Origin of the sequence: Plantibacter sp. Leaf314, from assembly GCF_001423185.1 — a bacterium.
Lineage (GTDB): Bacteria > Actinomycetota > Actinomycetes > Actinomycetales > Microbacteriaceae > Plantibacter.
This window is the reverse complement of record NZ_LMOB01000002.1, coordinates 588,295-612,299: the sequence shown is the minus strand read 5'-3', so window position 1 is coordinate 612,299 and position 24,005 is coordinate 588,295. Positions and strand designations below refer to the sequence as shown.

19 protein-coding genes and 1 tRNA gene are annotated in these 24,005 nt (G+C 65.9%); 13 read left to right on the top strand and 7 right to left on the bottom strand.

What is annotated here, in order from left to right:
- Positions 1–148 precede the first annotated feature (148 nt).
- Positions 149–2,134, top strand: a complete 1,986-nt coding sequence (locus tag ASF68_RS16025; protein ID WP_157580523.1) for a hypothetical protein — start codon at positions 149–151, stop codon at positions 2,132–2,134.
- A gap of 592 nt (positions 2,135–2,726) precedes the next feature.
- On the opposite strand, the gene ASF68_RS18865 is transcribed toward ASF68_RS16025, so the two are convergent.
- The 4 genes from ASF68_RS18865 to ASF68_RS18860 form a co-directional block, all read right to left on the bottom strand.
- Positions 2,727–3,563 (bottom strand): hypothetical protein, encoded by an 837-nt coding sequence (locus ASF68_RS18865; protein ID WP_157580520.1) that lies wholly within the window; start codon positions 3,561–3,563, stop codon positions 2,727–2,729.
- Complete coding sequence (locus ASF68_RS16020; RefSeq protein ID WP_056013311.1) at positions 3,563–4,816, bottom strand: AAA family ATPase; 1,254 nt, start codon at positions 4,814–4,816, stop codon at positions 3,563–3,565. The genes ASF68_RS18865 and ASF68_RS16020 overlap by 1 nt, the downstream gene beginning before the upstream one ends.
- Before the next feature lie 545 nt (positions 4,817–5,361).
- The gene (locus ASF68_RS16015) at positions 5,362–6,198 is read right to left on the bottom strand and encodes a hypothetical protein (RefSeq protein ID WP_157580518.1); all 837 of its coding nucleotides are present in this window, start codon (positions 6,196–6,198) and stop codon (positions 5,362–5,364) included.
- 271 nt (positions 6,199–6,469) lie between these two features.
- Complete coding sequence (locus tag ASF68_RS18860; RefSeq protein ID WP_157580515.1) at positions 6,470–6,781, bottom strand: hypothetical protein; 312 nt, start codon at positions 6,779–6,781, stop codon at positions 6,470–6,472.
- 69 nt (positions 6,782–6,850) lie between these two features.
- Here ASF68_RS18860 and ASF68_RS18855 point away from each other — a divergent pair, with 69 nt between their 5' ends.
- From ASF68_RS18855 to ASF68_RS18845, 3 genes are all read left to right on the top strand, one after another.
- Positions 6,851–7,690: a DUF6988 family protein gene (locus ASF68_RS18855; RefSeq protein WP_157580512.1), complete on the top strand. Its 840-nt coding sequence runs from the start codon at positions 6,851–6,853 to the stop codon at positions 7,688–7,690.
- A 45-nt stretch (positions 7,691–7,735) separates the two neighbouring features.
- Positions 7,736–7,924: a hypothetical protein gene (locus tag ASF68_RS16010; RefSeq protein ID WP_056013304.1), complete on the top strand. Its 189-nt coding sequence runs from the start codon at positions 7,736–7,738 to the stop codon at positions 7,922–7,924.
- Between the two features lie 827 nt (positions 7,925–8,751).
- Positions 8,752–8,818 (top strand) — tRNA-Thr (locus ASF68_RS18845).
- Positions 8,819–9,080: 262 nt separating this feature from the next.
- Here ASF68_RS18845 and ASF68_RS16000 read toward each other — a convergent pair.
- Positions 9,081–9,446 (bottom strand): hypothetical protein, encoded by a 366-nt coding sequence (locus tag ASF68_RS16000; RefSeq protein ID WP_056013298.1) that lies wholly within the window; start codon positions 9,444–9,446, stop codon positions 9,081–9,083.
- Between the two features lie 20 nt (positions 9,447–9,466).
- A complete protein-coding gene (locus tag ASF68_RS15995; RefSeq protein WP_082498730.1) occupies positions 9,467–10,057 on the bottom strand; it encodes a VOC family protein in 591 nt (196 codons plus the stop codon).
- A gap of 68 nt (positions 10,058–10,125) precedes the next feature.
- On the opposite strand from ASF68_RS15995, the gene ASF68_RS19000 reads away from it, so the two are divergent.
- A complete protein-coding gene (locus ASF68_RS19000) occupies positions 10,126–10,389 on the top strand; it encodes a hypothetical protein (protein WP_162239365.1) in 264 nt (87 codons plus the stop codon).
- 49 nt (positions 10,390–10,438) lie between these two features.
- Here the strand turns inward: ASF68_RS19000 and ASF68_RS15990 are convergent, their stop codons facing one another.
- Positions 10,439–11,662: an ROK family transcriptional regulator gene (locus ASF68_RS15990; protein WP_200936456.1), complete on the bottom strand. Its 1,224-nt coding sequence runs from the start codon at positions 11,660–11,662 to the stop codon at positions 10,439–10,441.
- Between the two features lie 74 nt (positions 11,663–11,736).
- Between ASF68_RS15990 and ASF68_RS15985 the strand changes: the two genes are divergently transcribed.
- The 8 genes from ASF68_RS15985 to manA all read left to right on the top strand — a co-directional run bounded on the left by ASF68_RS15985 (position 11,737) and on the right by manA (position 23,463).
- Complete coding sequence (locus ASF68_RS15985) at positions 11,737–12,606, top strand: LacI family DNA-binding transcriptional regulator (RefSeq protein ID WP_056013293.1); 870 nt, start codon at positions 11,737–11,739, stop codon at positions 12,604–12,606.
- A gap of 153 nt (positions 12,607–12,759) precedes the next feature.
- Complete coding sequence (locus ASF68_RS15980; protein ID WP_056013290.1) at positions 12,760–14,058, top strand: ABC transporter substrate-binding protein; 1,299 nt, start codon at positions 12,760–12,762, stop codon at positions 14,056–14,058.
- Between the two features lie 83 nt (positions 14,059–14,141).
- Positions 14,142–15,101: a carbohydrate ABC transporter permease gene (locus tag ASF68_RS15975; protein ID WP_056013287.1), complete on the top strand. Its 960-nt coding sequence runs from the start codon at positions 14,142–14,144 to the stop codon at positions 15,099–15,101.
- Between the two features lie 155 nt (positions 15,102–15,256).
- A complete protein-coding gene (locus ASF68_RS15970; RefSeq protein ID WP_369796511.1) occupies positions 15,257–16,018 on the top strand; it encodes a carbohydrate ABC transporter permease in 762 nt (253 codons plus the stop codon).
- Entirely contained in the window at positions 16,015–18,501 is a 2,487-nt protein-coding gene (locus tag ASF68_RS15965; protein ID WP_235526850.1) for a glycosyl hydrolase 2 galactose-binding domain-containing protein, read from the top strand. The genes ASF68_RS15970 and ASF68_RS15965 overlap by 4 nt, the downstream gene beginning before the upstream one ends.
- Entirely contained in the window at positions 18,498–19,511 is a 1,014-nt protein-coding gene (locus ASF68_RS15960; protein ID WP_235526849.1) for an ROK family protein, read from the top strand. The genes ASF68_RS15965 and ASF68_RS15960 overlap by 4 nt, the downstream gene beginning before the upstream one ends.
- Positions 19,508–22,258: a CIA30 family protein gene (locus tag ASF68_RS15955; protein WP_056013282.1), complete on the top strand. Its 2,751-nt coding sequence runs from the start codon at positions 19,508–19,510 to the stop codon at positions 22,256–22,258. The genes ASF68_RS15960 and ASF68_RS15955 overlap by 4 nt, the downstream gene beginning before the upstream one ends.
- Positions 22,258–23,463 (top strand): mannose-6-phosphate isomerase, class I, encoded by a 1,206-nt coding sequence (gene manA, locus ASF68_RS15950; protein WP_056013279.1) that lies wholly within the window; start codon positions 22,258–22,260, stop codon positions 23,461–23,463. The genes ASF68_RS15955 and manA overlap by 1 nt, the downstream gene beginning before the upstream one ends.
- Positions 23,464–24,005 lie beyond the last annotated feature (542 nt).

Genomic DNA, 24,005 nt, shown 5'->3' with positions numbered 1-24,005 from the left:
CCTTCACCGAAGAAGGGCGTCGATCCTCAGGTCGGTTTCGGTGTGCGTCGTCTCAACCGACCGCGCGCAGGTTACTACCCACATCCATTGGAAAGCGGTTCCTCGCACCATGCAACCCCGCTCGCCTACTCGCTAGGCTTACCAGCTGATGGCTCTTCCACCCGAAGCCCGGGATCGTCTCGCTGACCTCCTGCAACCGCCGCAAGGCCTCCGCCAGTTCGAGCGGGAACGACACACCATGCCAATCGGGCAACACGCGTGGCGGCGACACCGAGATGCGATCGTACGGGCGACAGAGCAGTTCGCTGCATGCCTGCCGCTTCCCGATGAAAGCTTCAACGCCATACGTGTCTCGGCCCTCGCTCTCACCTCGATGCGGAATCAGATCCTCTCGATGCTGCTGGCGGCGGAACCCTTCACGCCTTTTGACAGACGAGCCGCGGAACAACTGATGCGAGCGATTGACGAGGCCATGCTCTCTGCCGCCGTCGCAGTACGGGAAGGGACCCCGAGCAGCGGGCCATCGGCGCAGCTGCGTACTGGCATGTCGTGGTGGGGTAGCCGTGATTCACCGCACGACGACGACGATGCGCTTGAGGTTGCATTCCGGCTGCCTGCTTCGCCTATCGACGCCAGCGGTCAATTCCGCGCTGACTGGGTATTCAAGCACTACGCGTACAAGAACACCGCCCTCCTCACCCGCCTCCTCGAGCATCTTGACTCCCTCGGTACGCCGGCCGTCCCGGACATTCTTGCCGGCACAAACATCATCGGCAGCGTGCTCAACTGTGGCAATCCGGTGGGTGCCTACAGCGCGATGGACACATTCGTCACCAGCTACCTCTCCGCACCGACAGACGTAGCCGCTCAGGCCCTTGCGCATTTGCATGCCAGTGAATCGGCGCTACGGCGCACCGAGCAGATGGTCGACCGAGCCTTTGCGGCCATGCTTGCGGGCGGGTACGCCGAAGACCGAGCCCTTGCGCTTGCGGACATGTACAAGCGCATCACAGAGGGGCATTTCCGTCAGTACGCGTGGGTCCTGTACTGCTTACGCAACGGCTTCTGGGAACCCACACCCATGCTGACAACGTTGCGCGAACGGCTGATTGCCGACGGCGGGTTCCTCGCCATGATCGCCGACAGGGTCGTTCTCCCCGAAATGCGGAACAGCGAGGCACATGAAACGCTCGGATGGGACGGCATTGACCAGGAGTTCGTTACCGAAACCGATCGTGTGGGCCAGTCTCACGTGGCCGTCGCGGTTTCTGAGGCCAAGTCCTTCGTCGCCGGATGTGAAGCTGGCCTAGCCGCCGTTCGAACGCTGACCCTGCCATCTGACCGCAGCCCCTTTCCTACCCCGAACGAACCCGGTCGAACGCCCGCCTGGCGTCGCGCGCTCGCATTTTTCGGCACAAACAATCTTCAGCTGATACAACAACAACTGAACGCGCGGGATGCAGAACTCCGCGTCGCACAACTAGGGATCTCCGACATCAATCCGTGCTTCCAAGCACTACTAACCGCGCACCGTCTCCTGCCGCGCATCGAGACGTTCACTGTCACCGCCGAAGAGAATCCTGCGACATCCATCACAGTGTCGGCGGCCGCGCTGCGCGCGACTATGCCGAGCTGGGAGTATGCGGTTTCCTCTCTGGACCGCCTTCCATTCGCGACGTTCCTGCCCGCAAACTATGACGCGCGACGTCGGGCGGAGACGGGGTCCGCCGCCGTTCGAGCCGCCGCCTGGATCGCCCTCGACGACGTCTTTGACGCGATCAACGCGAGCCCGGGTCAGTGGAATGATTCGGTGCTTCAGGTGCTTGCGGTTCGCCTGGTCGTGGTCGACACAGCCGTCTCCCAGCTTGTGGAATTCATTGGCCAGGCCGAGCCAAGACTGGACAGCATCGCCGCATCACTGCATGATCTGCGACGTTGGCTTGAACGCACGCCGCCCGTCGACCACCGCGCGGCCATGAACAATCAGGAGCTGCGGCGTATGCGACTTCAATGGGAGAAATGGGGTCCAGTCGCTCGTCATCCGCTCGTACCGGAGCGCCTGGCAGTCGAATCCTCGGAACCCCAACCTGCGGTTCTCGAGCATCCGACTAACGGGAATTTTCAAACGATCTGATGAGGGTCCCGTTGAGACAGCCTCGAAGTCCGATGGCGTGGTTCCTCTCAGAAATTGGTGCGAGTAACGATGAGACACACCACGCAGTGAGACACTGTTTCCGAGACGGGCAATCGCTGGCAACTCCTGCGGCTTTCCGGACCTAAGATCGGCACGGTCATCGACGCACTGTGTGTCTTGTAAACCTGGAGTTTTGTGAGACGTGGCATCGGTGAGATGCGCCTTTGTCGGAGAGCAGCTGACGTACCGTTCGGTATCGCGCAGGATCAGGGGCCGCTCTGGTAGGTTCTCGACTCCAAATTGTGGCACTGTGGACGCATGGCGGCAGGTGGCCATCCCGTCGCGAACTTCGACTACCTTAAAGATGAAATCGACGAGGTGAAACCGTCGAGGACGGGACCGTTGCTGTTCCGCGTAACGAGGCAGGGCTAGGTATCGAGTCGACCACGTGACTCGGGAGCGCTGGGCAGCCTTCGCCTTCGGCGCGCGTTGCCTATCAGGCGCCGAGCTTCGCTGGGCCGATTCGGTCTCTCGACCTGCAGCGAGCTCGCCCTCTCGGCCTGCACCATCATGCCCCCGGCCTGTGCCGGTGCTATCCAGACCTTTTGGCCTGATCCCGCACCCAATGCTCAAGACGTGTGAACATCGGCTCCGAACGATAAGTGCCAACTACCTGAATGGCACTCCGCAACGCTCCCTCGAGGGCTCTCCGATGTGTCAGACCCGCTTGATTCTTGATCGCGTTGCCGAACGCGGAAAGCAAGAGGTCGGCGATGTCGTGACCGTACGCAAACGTCCGTGGATCTGGGTCCTCGGAGCGGGGGTAACCTTCTAGCTCGCCAACGAGCCGTTGATCGATGGCTCTAGAAACGTCGAACGCGCTTAGGTCCGAAGAGCCTTTCGGCAGTCCTGCGGCGTGCTTGACTCCCTGAAGATGTTCATTTTGAGTTCGCACTGCGAAAATCTCGCGAAGTGCGAAAGTGAGCGGTGGTAGCAGTGTCTCCGCTTTGGGGAGCTTTCCTAGGAGGCTGAGGTCGTTCGCCCGATCGAGCGTCGCCTCATCCACTGCGTAGCTTTCGATCGCGGGAAAGTCGGTCCATAAGAGCGTTTCGTAGGAGTGCTCCTCGACGTGATGCCCGCAGTCTCTGTCTGCGACACAAATGACGGGCACGTCCTCATCAGAAGCTGACTTCGCCGTCGCGACGACCCTTCCTCGATTACCGTCGGCCAATCCGATGCTGAGTACGGTATCAGTATCGATGTCGATGTCTTCAACCGATGAAACGGTCAGGAAATCGGCACCCACGGCGGCCGCCCACGCACGAAAGAACCGCTCGTCATCGGGTCCCTCTACTATGAGGTGGGGTCGAGATGTAAGCGCGGCCTCGAGGAAGAGCTCAGCAAGCTTCTGCCTTGGAACGTCCGTCATCAGTTCTCAGACGGGGTGATTATCTCGTCACGCGGCACAGAACCCATGATCTGTGTCGAGTGGGAGGCGACTAGGAATTGGACCTGGCCGGAGGCGCTGCATCGGAGCAGCTCGGGAATTAGATTTCGCTGCCAGTCGAGTCCGAGCGAGATCTCTGGTTCGTCGATGATGACGAGTGGCCGCTCCACAGTCGCGAGGATCGCCTGCGAGACAAGTAGCAACAAGTGTCTTTCGCCACTCGACAGGCTCTCGGGGTGCAAATGCTCCTGGCGTCGCCCCACCAATCGGATGCCACCGCTGGTAGAGAACTCTAGGCTCTTCCGATCGAGGAAACGGTTGACGGCCGTCACGAAGGTATCAATCAGTTCCTGAACTGGAGTGAGAGTTTCCACTTGATCTTCGAGACTGTCAAAGTAGGGCTTGAGCACCCGGTGCACTGCCGGGATCCGCGCGTTGTTCGCCCGGGCGACGGCCAACTGGGCCGAGATGTCACGAACCTGTCGCATCGAAAGTAGTCCGTAAGTCTCAAGCGAGGTGCCAGCGTCCAGCAGGCGGGCAATCTGTTGCTCGAGTTCTGTTCTCGCAGCTGTAGCTGTAAGAGCGCTCGCGCCTTCAAGGGTCGTACGAGTGATCTCGCCGTAAACGCCGGTCTGCGCGCTCTCCCGGGAGAGGCTGGCGAGTGCGGCCTGCGTGAGCATTCGCTCGACAGCCTCCAGCAAGCGGCTCACTGAACCAGCGGATCTGCGACGCGCATCCGGGCGAGCCTGATCTTCCGACGTCAGCAACAGGCGATCGTCCCCAATGAAGACCGCTCCCGAGGACAGCTCGTTTACGACCTCAATGTACTTGGTGAAGTCATCCCGCCCGTCCCACACTCTTCTTAGGAAGCGGGCATTGATGTCTGATGGATCCACCGTGAGCGAGGCCGATTCACTGTCTGCTCCCAAGCGGGCGGACACCGTGAAGGACCCAGAGACCTGTTTGCGAACCAACTGGATAACTCCGCCGCTGATGAACGTGATCCTCATCAGACGGACCGGTATCTCGATGAGGGCACTGAACGACTCGGGGCTTGGTGCCAAGAGTAAGTTCACGGCTCGTAGGAGGTTGGTCTTTCCGCGACCGTTTGGCGCGTAGATGATTCGCATTCGATCGGCGTCCGAATCGCCTTCAAACGGGACGACATAGCCAAACTCGCCGAGTACATCCTCGGCTTCAATCTCGCGAATGCTATTCGCATGCTCGATCCGCATAGCTTCAGTCCTCCGTCAAGTTTCACTCTTGAGTTGATACTAGTGATTGCTGCGTCGTGCGGACGACTCAGCACCCTGGTGTCGTGCTTGAGGCGGATCCGTTACGTCGCTTGGATTTGAATGAGTCCGATCTCTTCGTTCTCATCACCTCCCTCGCGCACGGCGGCCGGCGGAGTCTGCGGTTCGGGTCTCGCAAGGGCGCGATGCAGTGTGCTCCGGTCGACCCCGTATCGGCGGGCTACTTCAGCTTTACGCCGAGGATCGAAGTTCCGCGCGAGCGAGCGACAGTTCTCGGGTCACAAACCGGCACGACGAGCTCAGATCAGTAGATTGATATGTTCGATGGCAGGAATGACATGTCTGGTGTCGCGGGGCGTGCCGGGTCACGCGGGGGCGGAGCAGCGGCTGCGCTGTTCGGCGTGTGTTACCCACAGGCGAGCCTGTCGGCCTTCTGTGGCAGGGCTCGCGTCAAACGATGTGCCTGAACTCCTGACGGTCGCGGAGCTGGTAGGCGATCGCGGGACCCGGCGCCAGTCCGAGCAGCGTCACTCCTCAGCGCGACGCCGCCGAGGGAATCGTCGGTCGACTGCCTCTCGATAGCGCGCCGAGTCTTCCTCAGTTTGGCCCAGTTCAACTGGACGAAGACGTGGTATATCAGCTCCGATGTGCATGACGTCCGTATAGAAGCGCAGATACTCGAATAGGTCCTCGTGAGAAGCTATGTAATAGACGAGCCAAATCAGACTCAGGAAAACGGGCATGGTGATTAGCACCGCCGCCAACAGCGGCCAGGAATGGTATTCGGTGATCTCCTTGACGTTGAGAACCACGCTCCAGGCGAGGGTCAGAAGGAAAATCACCGGTACCAAGTTGGCTGGGAATGCAAGCAGCCGAACAAGGGTGCGCGCCTCATCGTCGCCAAGTCGTTTGTGGATGTAGATCACCCGTTTCGCCGCCCGACCGGCCCATGAGTGCGCCAGGGCGGCGTACGTCACGAAGGCGATCAGGAGCATGAACAATTGCCCGGGGCCCAACAGTATGGGCTCGACTGCGTCTTGTGCAGCGAGTGCACGCAGTTCGCCGGGCATGCTGAATAGCAACCAGAAAACCGGAGCCAGCAAGAGGGTGAGCATAACCTCGTACCACGTGAGACTCGGATAGCGGGTAGCTGCGACGAGGAGGTAGGAACGATCGGTGACACTCTCCTGAAGGTCGTCCTTCGCATCGCCATCGAGCTCGGCCACAAGGTTGACGTCTGTAGTGAGATCGCTACGGAGGCGTCGCGCGCTCGAACCAAATGCCGTGTAGAAGGTTGCGACAAGTCCTAAGACGGATACAGCAACTGCTACGACGGCTTGCCAATCAGAAGAGAACAGGTTCACAGAGCAATAGTCTCGTATTTTCGGTCCGCGTCACGGGCCCGAACGGACGAGGCGTCAGAAATCGCAACAGGTGACTGACGGAGCCTCTCCCGTGAGGATCGCTCTTTGAGCGCTGCTGCCGCCGGCGCTGAGCCACGGCACCGCCACTGCTGGGACGCCCCGCCGGGTCCAATCGCCAGCAAGCGACGCGTCGCCACCGCACCGTTTTCCCCGGTGCCGTCAGAACCTACGGCGCTCGGCTTCCGGCACTGCCCGCTAGCCGTAACGTGAACTACGGAGCTACGTCGGCTGGTCGACTACGCGCACCAAGAGCACGATATGGTCCGCCGGTACCCGCGCCTTGAGCGTAGCGCGCGCTCGGATAGTCGCGGTCGTCCGCTTCGATGGTCCGCGTAGTCGTCGGGCGGAAGATGCCCGTGCCCACCAGATTTCCGTCGACGCGGCCAGAGTGGACCAACAATTGCGCGAGCTCGTGATCGGCCGGCTGTTGTTCGAGCGCCGCAGCGCGCAGTTCTTCGACGCCAATCCCGGCGCCCTCTAAGGTGACAGTGGCTGGCGGGCGGACGATCGCGGCGAGTTTCACCCCGCCAGCCTATGAGCGTCCACCGTCATACACCGAGCACGCTGCGACCGACACCCTTGGAGCTGCTGGATGACCCTCGCCGCCGCAGAGCTGCGCGCCCTCATAGAACACCTCCGGGAACAATGGGACATCCACGGGCTTGGGACGACGACGTGGCACCAACCAGCAGCACGTGAGGGACGCAGATTCGTCGGCTCAGACGTCGCCCGGGTGGCAGCAGTTGAAGGACTCACTCGGCACGTGCACGAGACGGCATCGAGCGTGCTCTTACTCACCGGAGCCGGCCAGGTGAACTCAGCGCTGCCGCTGGTGCGCCTCATGTACGAGTGCGCCCTTAACGCTGTCTGGCTCATGCAGAGCAAGGATGATCACGGCATCAAAGCGCTCCTGGACGAGCACTCACGAAATCGCCTCGCGATTCAGAGAGACGCGCGACAAGCTGCATCACAGGTGTTCCGAGACGGCGCCGATGACGTGGCCGATACCGATCGTGAACCATACGCAGGTTCACTCGACTCCACAAGGAACTTCGAAAACATCTGCAAGGATCTATCGCCAGGAGGTACAGACGCCTACATCTTCTACCGCCTGCTCTCCTCGTTCAGTCACGCGTCACTGGAGGTGTCCGAGTTCTACTACCTGAAGGCGCTACCCGAGACGCCTGGGCTTCCGCAGCGCCGGTTGAAACCCCGGCGGCCGCTCAACCCCGATACCCTCCTGTTTTTTGCGGCAACGTCGATGGTGTGGAGTGCGCGAGCGTTCACCTATTCGAGTCACAACAAAGCGCATCGCAGCGTGCTCCGCCACGCTGCTGGTCGACTAGAAATCAGCGCCGAATTGGGGCTCAGCGAACGCTATCGTCGGCGTCACTCCGCTTTCCGCAAGACCTCCAAAGCCTCATCGAGCTAAGGACCGTTCCCCGCGAACCCGAAGCTGAATCCGACACTCACCGCAATGGCGCAAGCGTTCAGATACGCCGGAGTGCTCTACGACCCCGGCATCTTCTTCGCCGTCACCGAGCACGACGGCGCGACGGTCAGCCTCGACGCGGCACAGATCGCAGCCGTCGCAACTCAACGGGTTGAGGCCACGTCCTGCCCGTACACGCCGGTGGCCGCAGGCCTCGCGTTCCTCGCGCACTAACTCAGCGCAGCAGCACCCCAGCAACACAAGGGCCGGGGTCGGTGACATTCGTACTGTCACCGTTCCCGGCCACCCGACACACTACCTGAAAGGCAAGATCGTGACCAAGAACGCCACCAGCCAAGCCGCTAGCCACCGCAGGGGGCGTGCTGGAACATCTGGACTCACAGTCCTTCATCGTTGAAACCTACGTCCGCACCGTCGCCCCGCTCACCCCCGAATTCATCGAGGGCATTCGCCGGTTCAATGTTACGCAGCCGATCATCGCCCGACGCGACGAGCACGGGAACGTCCTGGTCGGGGTGAGGCCCGCGCCTCACCTCGGACAGGCGGGGCGGCATCGCACGCGCCGCGCGCGATGCGAGGGGGCGAACACCCTCGAGCTCCCCGGCTTTAGGAGCATGGGAGTGCTTTAGGTGATCCAGATAAAGCATGATGGCGGACCATTCGGTCCGTGGTGGTGACCCGCTGCGCGTGCGGCTGTGTGCACCCTGCGGGTGCGTTCTGTTGCCGTGAAGCCCTTGTTCTCACAGAGCCCCGCCTGCGACCATTCACGCAACATCAGGCACGGGTGGATCCCAACGATGTGCAACAGACTGTTGCACAACTGCCATGGGGACAGGTCACGGTCCTGCTGGACCGGTTCGAAGATCCGGCATTGCGCGCCTCGTGTGCCGACAAAGCTGCAGTGCGCGTCTGGTCCAGGAGCGTCATCGAGCGCCACATCAAAACCAGCGCTCACCAGATGACAGCAACGCGGGACGGACGTGACAAGCTTCAGCCGACTCCGGCCTGGAGAATCCCTGTTCAGTGGGCTGTCACGGACCGCCACGGACCCCACCGCCCTCACTCGTAATGAGAAGGTCAAGGGTTCGATTCCCTTGGGCGGCTCCACCAGCATCACCCGGCCGTTGCCCTGGAAAACCCAGGTCAGCGGCTTTTTTCTCGCCTCGCCCCGACCATATGTCTCTCCCGACTGTGGCGGCCAGGTGTGGTTTTCGGCCCGATTGACAGCAACGCTGACAGCAACGGCTGACAGCAACGCCCACGGACGCCGGCGCACGGCGGCGGTCAGGTAAGGCTCGGACCTCGGTTGGAGAGCGCGGATTTCATCGCCTCGGAAACGCCCTTCAGCGTCGGCGGCCCGACGTGCGACCTAGCGGCGCACGAATATCTGGCGATTCACGACGCGGACGAGGGTTGCGTGGCGTTCACGTTGGATGATCTGAGCGATCTGGTTGAATGCTCGCTTGGCGCGGAGGGCGATCACTAAGGCCGTCACCATCACCGCTATCAACACCAAGACGATCAGGCCGACCACCGTGACGAAGCCAGGGAAGCCGTTGACAAGCGCCGGGCCGAAGATCGCGACCAAAAAACCCAAGGCGGGGACGAGGAGCCACGCGGGGAATAGCATATACATCGCGATTCGTGCGCGACTGGCGGTGATGACCGCATCGGGCATCGAGGCGTTCAGGGCCTCGGTCGCCTCTCGGCTCAGCTCGGCATGGATTTCGTTCACGGATTTACTGTGCACGATCGTCAGTCGACCAGACCAGCTCGAAAACGATCTCTGTTGGTGCTGCGACCTTCGAAGGGATCGGTCGTGCCCTGGATCAGTTCCAGCGTCGCGCCCTGTTGATCGCGGAGGTAACTCATCAGGAACCCGGTTCGGGGCCCGGTTGTCATCCGGTGGGGCCGCCCGGGAGGAACCCAGCCGTACGCTCCAGCTCGTTGGATGATGCCAGGGAGATCGTCGACGCGCAGAGCGAGATGCATCGACCCCGGCGTCTCAGGTCCAGGCGCGCCAGCGGCACGGCGGTCGGGTGACTGGTACGCGAGCAGCTCGACTTCCAAGTCGCCAGCGGTGAGGAAGACGTGCTGGATGTCTGCATCCGCCACGCCGGTGACGTGATGCGCTGCGTCACCGTGTGTGCGCGACCGGCGCTTCAATTCGAAGCCGAGGACGTCGCAGAAGAACGACGCTGTCCGGTCGAGGTCGGCGACCGTGATGCCGACGTGTTCGAACGCCAGCACGTGGGAATCGCTGTGAGTCATGAGATCGTCCGCTCTGTCGTCGGTTGCGCGGTCCGTGCCTGTGGACTGTATCGCTGAGTGGAGGGTTTCTGTCATCGCTCAGCGTCGCTGGCAGTACCTGCTCAAAGCGCTAGCTATCTCATGAGGACGTACCCTGGTCAGCAATGTTGATCGACGTTGAGGGCGAACGCTTCTCTGTCGAGGTGCGCCGAGAGCCAGACGGACGTCGCGTCTATGACTTCTCATGGATCAACGGACCAAGCGAACCGGCGTACGGTTTCACCATCGGGTCGACGTCTTCATCCAGTGGGTTCTCGACGGAAGGGCTGGAGGCGAGCGTCGCCGCTTGCGTCCGCCACTTCTTCGCCCCAGGTGGGATAGGGCCGGTCGATTTCCCGGAATTCGTCGCATCCAGAAATCGTCGATGACCTGGAACCTGTCCGCCGAGCCGATCGCTCTGGCGACCGCTGCAGCGCCTCAGCGGGTGAGTGCCGGGCCGTGGCCCGGTGCGATCGAGCCCTGCAAGACGAGTGACGCGGCACCGATCGCAGCCGCATCGCGAGGGTTGGCGGAGAGCTCGACGACGATCGGGTGGGCACGCCTGGCGAAGAAGCGCTGCTCGAGGCGTTCGCGGATCGCCCGGGCGTAGAGCGAACCGGCGACCGCCATGCCGGGGCCGGCGAGGACGAGTCGATCGAGGTCGAGCAGGTTCGCGAGGGTCACCGTGGCGGCGGCGACACGGTCGGCCGAGAAGCGGATGAGGTCGAGGGCGGCCTCGTGACCGCTGACGGCGGCTCGGGCGAGCTGGTCGAAGTCGCGGCTAAGCGTCTCCGGTGCGAAGCCGAGCCCGAGTCCGTCGAGGCGATCCCGCGAGGCCTCGGCCGCCGCCATCACGGCTGCCGGCGCCGCGTAGCGCTCCAGGCACCCGCGGTTGCCGCAGTGGCAGGGGACACCGTCGACCTCGATGCTGATGTGACCCAGCTCGCCGGCGTTCGAGCTCGAACCACGATAGAGCGCACCGCCCAGCACCATGCCTGCGCCGATCCCCGTGCCCATGTAGACGCACGCGAAGGACTCCGTGCGCGACACCTGGCGGCTCCAGAATTCACCGACAGCGGCGGCGGCGGCGTCGTTGTCGACGATCACTGGAACGTCGAGGCTTTCCTGCAACGCCTGCTGCAGGGGGAAGTCGTCCCAGCGGACGAGCGTGGGCGGACCGAGGAGGACACCGCCGAGTTGGGCGATCGGACCGGGGGCGACGACGGCGACGCCCGCGATCGACGGCGCCGCGAGCCCGACGCCGGCGACGAAGTCGCGGTAGAGCGTGACCAGTCGGTCGGTCACCTCCTCTGGCGTGGCCGAGCCCGCCCCGTCGACGAGCTGTCGGCCGACGACGCCGCCACGGACGTCGGTTGCGACGAGCGTGATCGACTCGAACCCGAGCTGGATCCCGACGCCGTACTTGGCACTCGCGTTGATCTCGAGGAGGGTCCGCGGCTTGCCGCCTCTGGGCGCAGCCCGACCGGTCTCCCGGACGAGCCCGTCCTCGATGAGGCGGCGGACGATGTTCGAGATCGACGGCTGGGTCAGGCCCGTCGCCTCGGTGAGCTCGGTACGGCTGATCGTGCCGGCCGAGCGGATCAGGTCGACGATGAGCGCCTGGCTGCCGGGACCCGACTGCACGGACTCACGTCTGGCCATCTTCCCCTCCCGGCGATGTTCGAGCGCGTAGTGTGAGGGCCACACGACCACTTCTCACGAAAGGCCGCGTCCCGATGGGTCTCGACGCCGAACAGACTATCGCGCAGCCCAGGCCGATCGGCCTCACGCTGTTCCGTGCCTCGGAGATCTACGGGGAGGAGCCGTTCTACCACGAGCTCATCGCCGGCATCGATCGTGTGGTCCGCCCGCACGGCCTGTCGGTGCTCCTCCGAGTCCTGCCGACTCGGGAGGAGGAACTGCTGCAGCTGGGGCGCTGGCACCAGGACGGAGCGGTGAGCGCCGTCATCCTCGTGGACCTCATCGACGACGACGAGCGGGTGGCCTTCGTCGAGCGGTCCGGAATCCCGGCGATCGTGATCGGTGCACCGGCGACGGCGCAGGGCCTCCCGGCGGTCTGGACCAACGACGCGGTCACGATGCACGAGGCCGTGGGCCACCTCGTCTCGCTCGGGCACCGGCGGCTCGCGCACGTCACCGGCCCGAGGGAGCTCACGCACACGCTGTCCCGGATGGAGGCGTTCACGCTCGCCTCCGACGGGCCTGACGTGGACACCGTCTCGATCGGCGGCGACTACTCCCGGACCTCAGGCGTCCAGGCCATGCAGGCGTTGCTCGCACGCGACCCCAGGCCGACCGCGGTCGTGTTCGACAGCGACGTGATGGCGCTCGGCGGGCTGCAGGCGGTGCAGGAGGCCGGGTTGCGGGTGCCTGACGACCTCTCGATCGTGGCCTGGGACGACTCGGCGCAGTGCCAGCTGTCCGACCCGCCGATGTCCGCGCTGAGCCATGACGTGCAGCGCATCGGCGAGATGGCGGGCGAGGAGCTGCTCGAGCTGCTGGCGGGCCGCCCCGGCGCCACCCGGGAGGCGCCGCACGCCGTGGTCATCGAGCGCTCGACCTCAGGCTCCGTGCCCGGCGCCTGACGCGTCGGCGCGCCACGCACCGAGATGTGCTGTGACCGATTTGTTATATAAATTAATAATGTTTAGTCTTGACGAGGTCAAGGCGGCAGACGATGCTGGACAGCGAGCGACGAGGCGACCCGGCCCTTCGCCCCCACGAACGAAGGAGTTCCCATGTCCCGGAGACCGATCATCGGCCTCGCCGCAACGGCTGCGGCCGCGGCACTCGTCCTCAGCGGCTGCTCCGGCGGAGCCGCCAACGACGACGGCGACCCGAGCGGCGAGATCACCGTCCTCACCAACCGCACCGACCTCGTCGACACCACCTTCAAGGACTACGCGGCCGAGTTCGAGAAGCAGTACCCCGGCACCACCGTCAAGTTCGAAGCCCTGACCGACTACGAGGGCGACGCCAAGATCCGCCTCAACTCGAAGGACTACGGCGACGTGCTCCTCATCCCGTCCTCGAATGTCACCAAGGATCAGTACGCGAACTTCTTCGAGCCGCTCGGCAGCACCGAGGAGCAGTCCAAGACCTACCGGTTCGCGAACGAGGCCTCCTTCGACGGGACGGCCTACGGCGTCTCGACCTTCGGTTCCGCCATGGGCTACGTCTTCAACCGCGACGTCTGGACGAAGGCCGGGATCACTGAGCCGCCGGCCACCGAGGAGGAGTACCTCGCCGCACTCGAGAAGATCAAGGCGAACGGTTCGATCCCGTACTACACGAACTACAAGGACGGCTGGCCGCTCGCGACGCTCGAGGGCAACCTCGGTGCGGTCCAGGGCCCGAAGGTCCGTACCGAGATGATCGCCACCGACAGCCCGTGGACCGAGGGCAACGACCAGTACAACATCGACGGTCTCCTCTTCGACACCGTTGCCGCCGGCCTGAGCGAGCCTGACCCCACCACCACCAACTGGGAGGAGTCGAAGAACCTCCTCGCCTCGGGTGAGATCAGCTCGATGGTGCTCGGCTCCTGGGCCGTCTCGCAGATGCAGGACGCGGCGGAGAAGGCCGGCGAGTCCCGCGACGTGATCGGCTTCTGGCCGATGCCGTGGAAGACCGACGAGGGCTTCACCTCCGTCACCGCCTCCGACAAGTTCCTGGCGGTGAGCAAGTACTCGAAGAACAAGGCGACCGCGAAGGCCTGGATCGACTGGTTCACGAACGAGTCCGGATTCGCCGCGAGCCAGGGAGCCATCAGCCCCGTCATCAGCGACCCGGCGCCGGACACGCTGGCCGACTTCTCCGACCTCGGCGTCACCTACCTGGAGCTCGCTCCGGACCCGGTGGGCAAGGAAGCCGTGATCAACGACATCGCGAACGCCGCTGAGATCGACCTCTTCGGCAACACCTACCGCCAGAAGCTCATCGACGTCGCCCGTGGCGCAGCCGACGGCGACAAGGAGAGCGCATTCGCCGACCTCAACGAGCGCTGGGCAGCGGCCCGCGCCGACGTCGCCGAGTAGCACCCCGCCGATCGGCACCCGGGCCCGTCCCCACGGCGGGCCCGGGTGCCCACCACCCCCATTCAGTGAAGAAGGCAACGAGCATGGTCACAGTCCAGGGAGCATCACCCGCCACCCGAGCGGTGGTGACGAACCATCCAAGCCGCGCGCGCACGCTGCGGCCGGGCCGGCCCCCGAAGGCCACCGGCTCCCGAGTCACGCCGTGGCTGTTCCTCGTGGTGCCGCTCGCCTTCCTGATCGTCCTCACCTACGTGCCGGTGGCGAACATGTTCTGGTACAGCCTCACTTCGTGGGACGGACTGGAGCCCGAGCAGGAGTTCGTCGGCATCGACAACTTCGTGCAGATCTTCACGAAACCGGAGATCTTCCAGGTCTTCTTCGTGAGCCTGTACTACCTGGTCGGAGCTGTCGCCCAGCTCGTCCTGGCGCTGTACCTCGCCACGCTGCTGAGCTTCCGGACCCGCTTCAAGAACCTCTTCAAGGGCGTCATCTTCTTCCCCTACCTCATCAACGGGGTCGCGATCGGGCTGGTCTTCCTCTACTTCCTCCGCCCAGGCGGCACCCTCGACGCCCTCCTCGCGGCAGTCGGTGTGCAGGACACCCCGCAGTGGCTCGGCGACCCTTCGTTCGTCAACGCCTCCCTCGCCGCCACGTCCGTGTGGCGGTACATGGGCCTCAACTTCGTCCTGTTCCTCGGCGCGATCCAGTCGGTCCCGTCCGAGCAGTACGAGGCCGCGGATCTCGACGGTGCCAACTCGTGGCACAAGTTCCGGTTCATCATCCTGCCGAGCATCCGGCGCATCCTCGGCCTCTCGTTCATCCTGGCCATCGCCGGAGCACTGTCCGCCTTCGAGATGCCGTACGTCATGACCGGCGGTGCCAACGGTTCCGAGACGTTCGTGATCCAGACCGTGAACACGGCGTTCAAATTCTCGAAGGTGGGTCTGGCGTCCGCGATGGCCGTCGTCCTGCTGCTGATCGTCCTGATCATCACCTTCGTCCAACGCCGGGTCTTCCCCGACGAGAAGGGAGGCGAATCGTGACCACCACCGCCGACCGACCGGTCTCCGTTCCCACACCCGAGCCCCGACGCGCACTGCGACGGACGCGGCGCGGGCCGAAGCGCCCGCAGGGCGCCGCCGCCCTCACCGCGACGACGGTCAAGTACGCCTCGCTCATCATCGCGAGCCTTTTCGCCGTGGTCCCACTGGCCACGATCTTCATGCTCGCGTTCAAGACCGACCGCGAGCAGCGGACGACCGGGCCGCTCACCCCGCCGTCGAACTGGTTCAACTTCGACAACTTCGTCGTCGCCTTCGATCAGGGCGGCATGGTCACCGGCTTCCTCAACACCGCGATCATCCTGCTCGTGTCCGTCGCCGGGACGATCCTGATCGGCACCATGTCGGCCTATGCACTCGACCGGTTCCGTTTCCGCGGACGGAAGCTCGTCATGGGCTTGTTCCTCCTGGCGACGCTCGTGCCGTCGGTCACGACCCAGGTGGCCACGTTCCAGGTGGTATCCGCACTCGAGCTGTTCAACACCCGCGGCGCCGCGATCCTGCTCTTCATGGGGACCGACATCGTCGCGATCTACATCTTCCTGCAGTTCATGCAGTCGATCCCCGTCTCCCTCGACGAGGCGGCGATGCTCGACGGCGCGAACCGATTCACGATCTACTGGCGCATCATCCTCCCGCTGCTGAAGCCCGCCGTCGCGACGGTGGTCATCATCAAGGGCATCGCCATCTACAACGAGTTCTACATCCCCTTCCTATACATGCCGTCGCAGGACCTGGGGGTGATCTCCACCTCGCTGTTCCGGTTCATGGGACCGTTCGGCGCCCAGTGGCAGATCATCGCGGCCGGGACGATCCTCGTGATCATCCCGACGCTCGTCGCCTTCCTCTTCCTGCAGCGATACATCTACAACGGCCTGACCTCTGGAGCAACCAAGTGAGCATCATCGACACCGCCACCGTCCGTCCCCTGACCACCCGCCTCCTGCACGAGGGGTGGAGCCTGCGTGCGGTCGGCGGCGCGATCCCCGAGGCCTTCGTCGGGACGAGTGTCCCCGCGACGGTGCCCGGCCTCGTGCATACCGACCTCCTCGACGCCGGGCTCATCCCCGACCCGTTCCTCGACCGCAACGAGCACCTCGTGACCTGGATCGGATCGACGGACTGGGAGTACCGCACCACCTTCACCTGGGAGCCGGACGGCCACGAGCGGCACGACCTCGTCTTCGAGGGACTCGACACCGTCGCGACGGTGACCGTGAACGGCTCGGTCGTCGCGACCACGCGGAACCAGCACCGCACGTACCGCATCGACGTGGGTGCCGTCCTGTGCGAGGGCGAAAACGATCTCGTCGTGCACTTCGCCTCACCGATCGCCGCGGCGGACCTCGCCAGCCTCGAGATCGGCTACCGCCCCCACACCTACTCCCACCCGTTCAACGCCATCCGGAAGGCCGCGTGCAACTTCGGCTGGGACTGGGGACTCGACGCCGCCTCGTCGGGACTCTGGAAGCCGGTGAGTCTGCAGTCGTGGTCGACGGCCCGGCTCGCCTCGGTGCGCCCGGTCGTGACGGTCCACGGCAGCGAGGGCCGGGTGGCCGTGCACGTCGACGTGGAACGCGCCGGCGACGGTGACGCGGCGCTCGCGCTCACGGCGACGATCGCCGAGGCGAACGCCGATGTGGTGTTCCCTGCCGGCGCGGATTCCGTCGTGCTCGAGCTCGCCGTGCCGGACGTCGAACGGTGGTGGCCACGCGGGTACGGTGAGCAGCCGCTGTACGACCTCGACGTCGTGCTCGGGCAGGGTGAGGCTCGCTTGGGCGAGTGGTCGAAGCGGATCGGGTTCCGGACCGTCGCCGTCGAACTCGAACCCGATGCGGAGGGCACCTCGTTCCGCTTCGTCGTGAACGGCGAGGCCGTCTGGGTCCGGGGCGCCAACTGGATCCCCGATGACGCCTTCGTGACTCGTGTCGACCGCGCGCGGCTCGCCCGCCGGATGGACCAGGCCGAGTTCGCGAACCTCAACCTGCTCCGCATCTGGGGCGGCGGTTACTACGAGTCCGACGACTTCTACGAACTCTGCGACGAGCGCGGGATCATGGTGTGGCAGGACTTCCTCTTCGCCTGCGCGGCCTACGCCGAGGAGGAACCGCTGTGGAGCGAGGTCGAGGCAGAGGCGCGCGACAACATCACGCGCATCATGCCGCACGCGAGTCTCGTGCTGTGGAACGGCAACAACGAGAACATCTGGGGCTTCGAAGAGTGGGGCTGGGAGAAGCGGGTCCAGGGCCGCACCTGGGGCATGGGCTACTACCTCGACCTGCTGCCGCGGCTCGTCGCCGAGCTCGACCCGGCCGGCAACTACACCGCGGGCAGCCCCTGGTCGGGCACGCCGGACATCCCGGCCAACGACCCGGACCACGGATCCGTGCACCTGTGGGAGCTGTGGAACCGCGTCGACTACCCCGCCTACCGCGACGTCTCGCCGCGCTTCGTGGCCGAGTTCGGTTGGCAGGGTCCGGCGACCTGGTCGACGATCGACCGGGCCATCTCGGACTCCCCGCTCACGCCGGAGTCGCCCGGCATGATCCATCACCAGAAGGCGACGGACGGGAACGACAAGCTGACCGACGGACTCGTCGCCCACCTGCCGCTGCCGGACGACACCGAGGACTGGCACTGGGCGATGTCGCTCAACCAGGCCAACGCGGTGACCGTCGCGATCGAGCACTTCCGGTCATGGAGCCCACGCTGCATGGGGTCGATCGTCTGGCAGCTGAACGACTGCTGGCCCGTCACGTCCTGGGCGGCCGTCGACGGCGACGAGCGCGCGAAGCCGCTGCTCTACGCCCTGCGGCACGTCTACGCAGACCGGCTCGTGACCGTGCAGCCGCGTGGGGAGTCCCTCGTGGTCGCCGTGCTCAACGACGGCCCGGACGCCTGGGCGGACGACCTCGTCATCCGACGCCTCCGGTTCGACGGGACCGAACTCGCCTCGGTGCGCGTCCCCGTCGCCCTGGACCGACGCTCCTCGACGCTCGTCGAGATCCCCGAAGCGGTCGCGGTCGCGGGCTCGGCGTCTGACGAGGTGCTCGTCGCGACACTCGGGGCTGAGCGCGGCTTCTGGTCCTTCGCCGAGGCACGTGATTCGACGATCCCCGCCCCGCGGTTCAGCGCCGAGGTCGCCCGCCAGGACGACGGCTACGCCGTGACCGTCGCCGCCGAGTCGTTCCTCCGCGACCTCACGCTGCTCGTCGACAAGCTGGACCCGGCCGCCGTCGTCGACGACCAGCTCGTCACCCTCCTGCCGGGAGAGCGCGTGACGTTCCACGTGCGGACCGAGGTGGAACTCGACGAGGACGAGCTCCTGTCGACCCGCGTCGTGCGCACCGCGAACCAGCTGGTCGAGGACTGGGCGCGGTGACCCTGGCGGACCTGACCGCTGGGCGGGATCCGTCGGGGTCGGTCGCGCTCGCGGTCGACCTCGGCGGCACCAAGGTGGAGGCCGCGCTCGTCACGGCCGAGGGCGTCGTGGTCGACGGCAGTGCGCACCGGGCGCCGACGGGGCCCGATGCCGGACGCCGTGCGCTGGAGGACGCCGTCGACCGAGTGGTCCTCGCTTCGGTCGCGCACCTGCCGGACGGTTCCGCGCTCGTCGGCGTCGGCATCGGTTCGGCGGGTCCCGTCGACCTCGGCCGAGGCACCGTGAGCCCGAAGAACCTCCCGCGACTGCACGGCTTCGACCTCCGGACACACGTCGCACGGCTGTTGCCGGACGCCCCGGTGGTGGTCCGTCTCGATGGCACCTGCATCGCGCTCGCGGAGCATTGGCTCGGAGCGACCCGCGGCACCGAGAACTCGATGGCGATGATCGTCTCGACCGGTGTCGGCGGCGGGATCATCCTGCACGGACGGCTGATCGCCGGCAGGAGCGGGAACGCCGGCCACATCGGCCAGGTACAGATCGCCTCCCGTATGCCGGGGGAGTCGGCCGACGACGCGACGCTCGAGCGCATCGCGTCCGGCCCCCGGAGCGTCGCTTGGGCGCGAACCCACGGATGGGACGGACACACCGGGGAGGAACTCGCCGTCGACGCGGCGGCGGGGGATCCCGTCGCGCGGTCCGCCGTCGTCCGTTCGGCCACCGCGGTCGGGCAAGCGATCGCGAGTGCCGCGACCCTCCTCGACCTCGAAGCGGTCGCCATCGGCGGCGGGTTCACGGCCGTCAGCACCGACTACCTCGACCTGGTCCGCGCCGCGGTGCAGGACGCCATCGTCCTCGACTACGCGGCCGGCGTGGTCGTCACGGGATCCGCGCTCGACGGTGCGGGGCCGATCCTCGGCGCTGCAGCACTCATCCACCGACCGGAGGCACTCGGCCTCCCACCACACGACCCGATGCACCATCCCAGACGAAGGAGCCTGGCACGATGAACCGCACCCCGGACCCCCGCCCACCCCACCGCAACACGAGCGGCCGCCTGGCCGCCGGCATGGTCGCGGCGGCCGTCACCGCCGCGCTGCTTCCGGCGCTCGCGGCACCGGCCGCTGCCGCCCCGGTCGACTGGACCTCACGCAACACCTCGTTCGTCGAGCGTGACGGTTCCCGCCTCGTGCTCGACGGTGAGACCTTCCGGTTCAGCGGCCCGAACATCTACTGGCTCGGTCTCGACGAGAACGTGGGCGGGGTCGACTACCCGACGGCCTTCCGCATCGCCGACACCCTCGACGCGGCGGCCCGGATGGGTTCTACCGTCGTCCGGACGCACATGATGACCTCGACGGGCCAGGACGGCGCGAACCCCCTGGCCATCATGCCGAGCCTCGGGCAGATGAACGAGGAGGCGTTCGCGACGATCGACTTCGCCGTCGCGTACGCCGGCAAGCTCGGCATCCGGCTCGTGCTCCCGCTCACCGACGAGTGGGAGTACTACCACGGCGGGCATCGCGACTTCACGACCCCGTTCGGGCTGACGTCGGCCGACTTCTACACCGACGAGCGGCCGATCGCCGCCTACCAGGCCTACGTCGACGCGATCCTGCAGCGGACGAACGCGCTGACCGGCGTCCCGTACATCGAGGACCCGACGATCATGGCGTGGGAGCTCGGGAACGAGTTGGAGGGGATGACCGCAACGTGGATCGACCGGCAGGTCGCGTTCATCAAGGAACGCGCCCCACAGCAGCTCGTCGCGGCCGGTCGGCGATTCGACATCGACCCGGACACGCTCTCCGCGCCGGAACTCGACATCGTCGATGTGCACTACTACCCGCCCACCGCCGCACGCGTGTCGGCTGACGCGGCCACGGTCACCGCCGCGGGCAAGGTGTACCTGGCTGGCGAGTACGCCTCCACGGCTGCGAGCCCGGCACTCCTCGAACCGCTGGTCGCCGACCCGAACGTGACCGGCATGCTGTTCTGGTCGCTGTTCGGGAACAACGACCGTGGCGGGCTCGTCCCGCACGACGACGGATTCACGATCCATGCACCCGGTGTCACCGACGCCGAGCGCGCCCGGGTCTCCGCGATCACCGCCTACGCGGCCGCGATCGGTGCCGTGCAGGCTGCTCCCGCCGTCGGGACACCGCTCATCACGGCGGTCGACCGCGCGGACGGCATCAACACGATCCGATGGCGCGGGGCAGGCGGCGCGGTCTCATACCGGGTCGAGCGCTCGCTCGACGGGACCTCGTGGACCGCGGTGGACACCGGCGCGCTCCGAGCCGACGCCGGGTCCGCGACGGACTTCACCTCGCCGACGGGAGCCGTCTACCGCGTCGTCGCGATCGACGGGGCCGGAGCCGATGCGGCGCTGTCAGACCCGCTCGCGACCGAGACCGACACCCGCGTGCTCGTGGACCCGCTCGAATCCTGGCTGCTCACCGAGGCGCACGACGGCACGACGATCGTTCCACGGGCGGATGGGACGAGTGTGGTCGCAGCCTCCGATGGAGCCAGCGTCACCTGGAAGCAGGACCGGCTCTTGGCGGCGTCCTTCATCGCATCCGGGTCGGTCGTGGTCGAGTCCAGTGCTGACGGTTCTGCCTGGGAGACCGCATTGTCCGAGGTCGGACCCGACGGCGCGGTGGCCGCACGCGATCTGGTGGGGCCGTACCTCAGGGTGACGCTCGCCGCCGGCGCGAGCGTTTCGCGAGCCACCATCTGGTCGGCGGTGGACGCCCCGAGCGGGCCACCGGCGGCGTTCGCATCGATCTCGCCCGCATCCGGCACCGTCGACGTGACCGCGACCCCGACCTTCACCTGGCAGCCGGCGGCAGGAGCGGCGTACTACCGCTTCACGCTTGCGGCGCAGGTCGACCTCGGGAACCCGGTCGTCGTCGTTGACGGCATCGGAAACCCCTCCATCACGCCGACGGTGGCCCTCACTCCAGGACAGCGGTACTGGTGGTCGGTCACCGCGGTCAACGGAGCAGGGGCGACCGCCTCGAGCACGGGAGCGGCGGACTTCCTCATGAAGCCCCTCCCGAGCGAGCCGCTCGTCGTCGAGGACTTCGAGTCCTATGCCGATGACGCCGCGTTGCAGGCCACCTACGTGCGGAATACCGGGGGCGGTGCGGTGACCCCGTCGATCACGACGAACCCGGACACCGGAACGCAGGCGATGACAGCCGCGTACGATCTCGCCGGTCCCGGATACGCCGGTGTCGTCCGCACATTCCAGACGCCGCAGGACTGGTGGGGCTACACCGGGCTCGAGCTCTGGGTGCAGGGGACACCGGGCGACGACGTCACCGTTCAGTTCGTGACGCGAGGGACCTACTGGGAGACGGTCGCGCCCATCGAGGGCGAGGGCTGGCAGCTGGTCGAGATCCCGTTCTCCTCCTTCGCCCCACCGGCGTGGGCCGGCGAGGCGGCGTTCGACCCGACCTCCGTCACCCAGATCGGGCTCTACCTCGGCGGCGAGGGCACCGGCACCCTGCTGGTCGATGACATCGTCACGACGGTCGCGGCGGCGGAGCCGGAACCGGGCACAGGACAACCGGGCACGGGGCAGCCGGGCACGGGGCAACCCGGCGGAGCGGGCGGCACCGACACGACGGTGTCGACGGAAGACCTCGCCCGCACCGGCCTGGAGGCCACGCCCTGGATCGTCGGTGCGCTCGCGCTCCTCGCGATCGGTGGCCTGCTGCTGGCCCGCGGTCGCCGACGGGTGCGCTGATGGGACTGCACCGCATCACCAGCGACCCCAAGCGATACGCCTGGGGGTCGACGACGGCGATCCCGGAGATGCTCGGCGTGCCCGCCGACGGTTCGCCTCAGGCGGAACTCTGGCTCGGGGCACACCCCGGCAGCGTGACCGAACTCGTCGGTCAGGATCGCGGTCTTCCGAGCAGTCTCAACGAGTGGATCGCGTCGGACCCCGACGCGGCTCTCGGTGGGCGTTCCAGGATGCCGTTCCTGCTGAAGCTGTTGGCTGCTGCGAGGCCGCTCTCCCTCCAAGTCCACCCCACCCCCGACCGGGCCAGGGCCGGGTTCGCTGACGAGGACTCGCGCGGCGTGCCGCTGGACGCGCCGCATCGGAACTACAAGGACGCCTGGCACAAGCCGGAGATCATCGTCGCTCTCCAGGACGGTTTCCGTGCCCTCTGCGGATTCCGGGCGGTCGAGGAGTCGTGCGAGTTGCTGACGTATCTGGCCAGCCTCGTCGACGTGCCGGGCCGGGTGGTGCTCGAGGCGCTCCTGGCTCAGCTGGTCGACGAGGGGCTGGAATCGACGGTGCGGTCAGTGCTCGAACGACCGACGCCCGGCGCGGTCGCAGCCCTCGTCGGTGCCGCCGGTGCCGGCACGGTCGGCGAAGGTCTCGGGGACGACGACGGTCCGGCACGTTGGTCGGCCGAGCGCGAGCTCATCCTGCAGCTCGCCGAAGCGTACCCGGGGGACCCCGGCATCGTCGTCGCGGCGCTCCTCAACCTCGTGACCCTGCAGGAGGGTGAGGCGCTGTTCCTGCCCGCTGGGAACATCCACGCGTACCTCTCAGGCTTCGGGGTCGAGGTCATGGCGTCGAGCGACAACGTGCTGCGTGGAGGGCTGACGCCGAAACACGTCGACGTGCCGGAGCTCCTCGCCGTTCTCGATTTCGAGCCACTGCCGATCCCGTTCGTCGAGCCGATTGCGCGCACCGGCGGTGGGGTCGTGTACCCGGTGCCGGTCGACGACTTCCTCCTCGCCCGGATCGGTCCAGGGACGGCGACCGGCCTCGCTGGCGGTGAGGCGGCGGTGATCGTTGTCACCGCCGGGACGGCGCGGGTGGAACAGGGCTCGGAGACCATGGTGCTCGAGCGAGGGACGGCGGTGTTCGTCTCACCGGGGCCGGACCCCGTCACGGTGTCCACCGACGGACGGGTGTTCGTCGCCACCGGCTGATCTGCCAGACCGGATCCCTGAACGCCATCCGCCTGCGACGAGCGTTCCCGAGACTCCTGGTCTGCATCGTCAAGCGCTGTATGCGCAAGCGCTCGGCGCATGCAGGAGCCCGCGCGCTCGTCATGAGTAGTGACGAGACCGCACGGACACGCGTGTGCTCGCGTCGACGACCACCGTCACGACGTCGACGGACCCGGGTACCGGAATGCGCAAGAGCAGCGCCTCGCCCGAGGATCGAGCCCTGCTGATCCGCCGCTGCATGAACCGAGCCACCGCCTGCGACGGCAGGTCGTAGACCGAGCCCTCATGCACCAGCACCCACCGTTGCGCCATGGTCCCGCCCTCATCGTGTGTTCCGGAGCGTATGCCACTGCGGACGACCCCGCTACGGCATGGTGTCGGGAAGTCGGACCACTCGACGGGACGTGACCGGGGTACCTGAACGTCGCATTCCATGCTCGCTGATCGCGCAACACCGAGCGGGCTACATACCGGACTTTCGTTTCGACGGTGCGCGAAGAGGTCATGACGTCCTCCTCTGA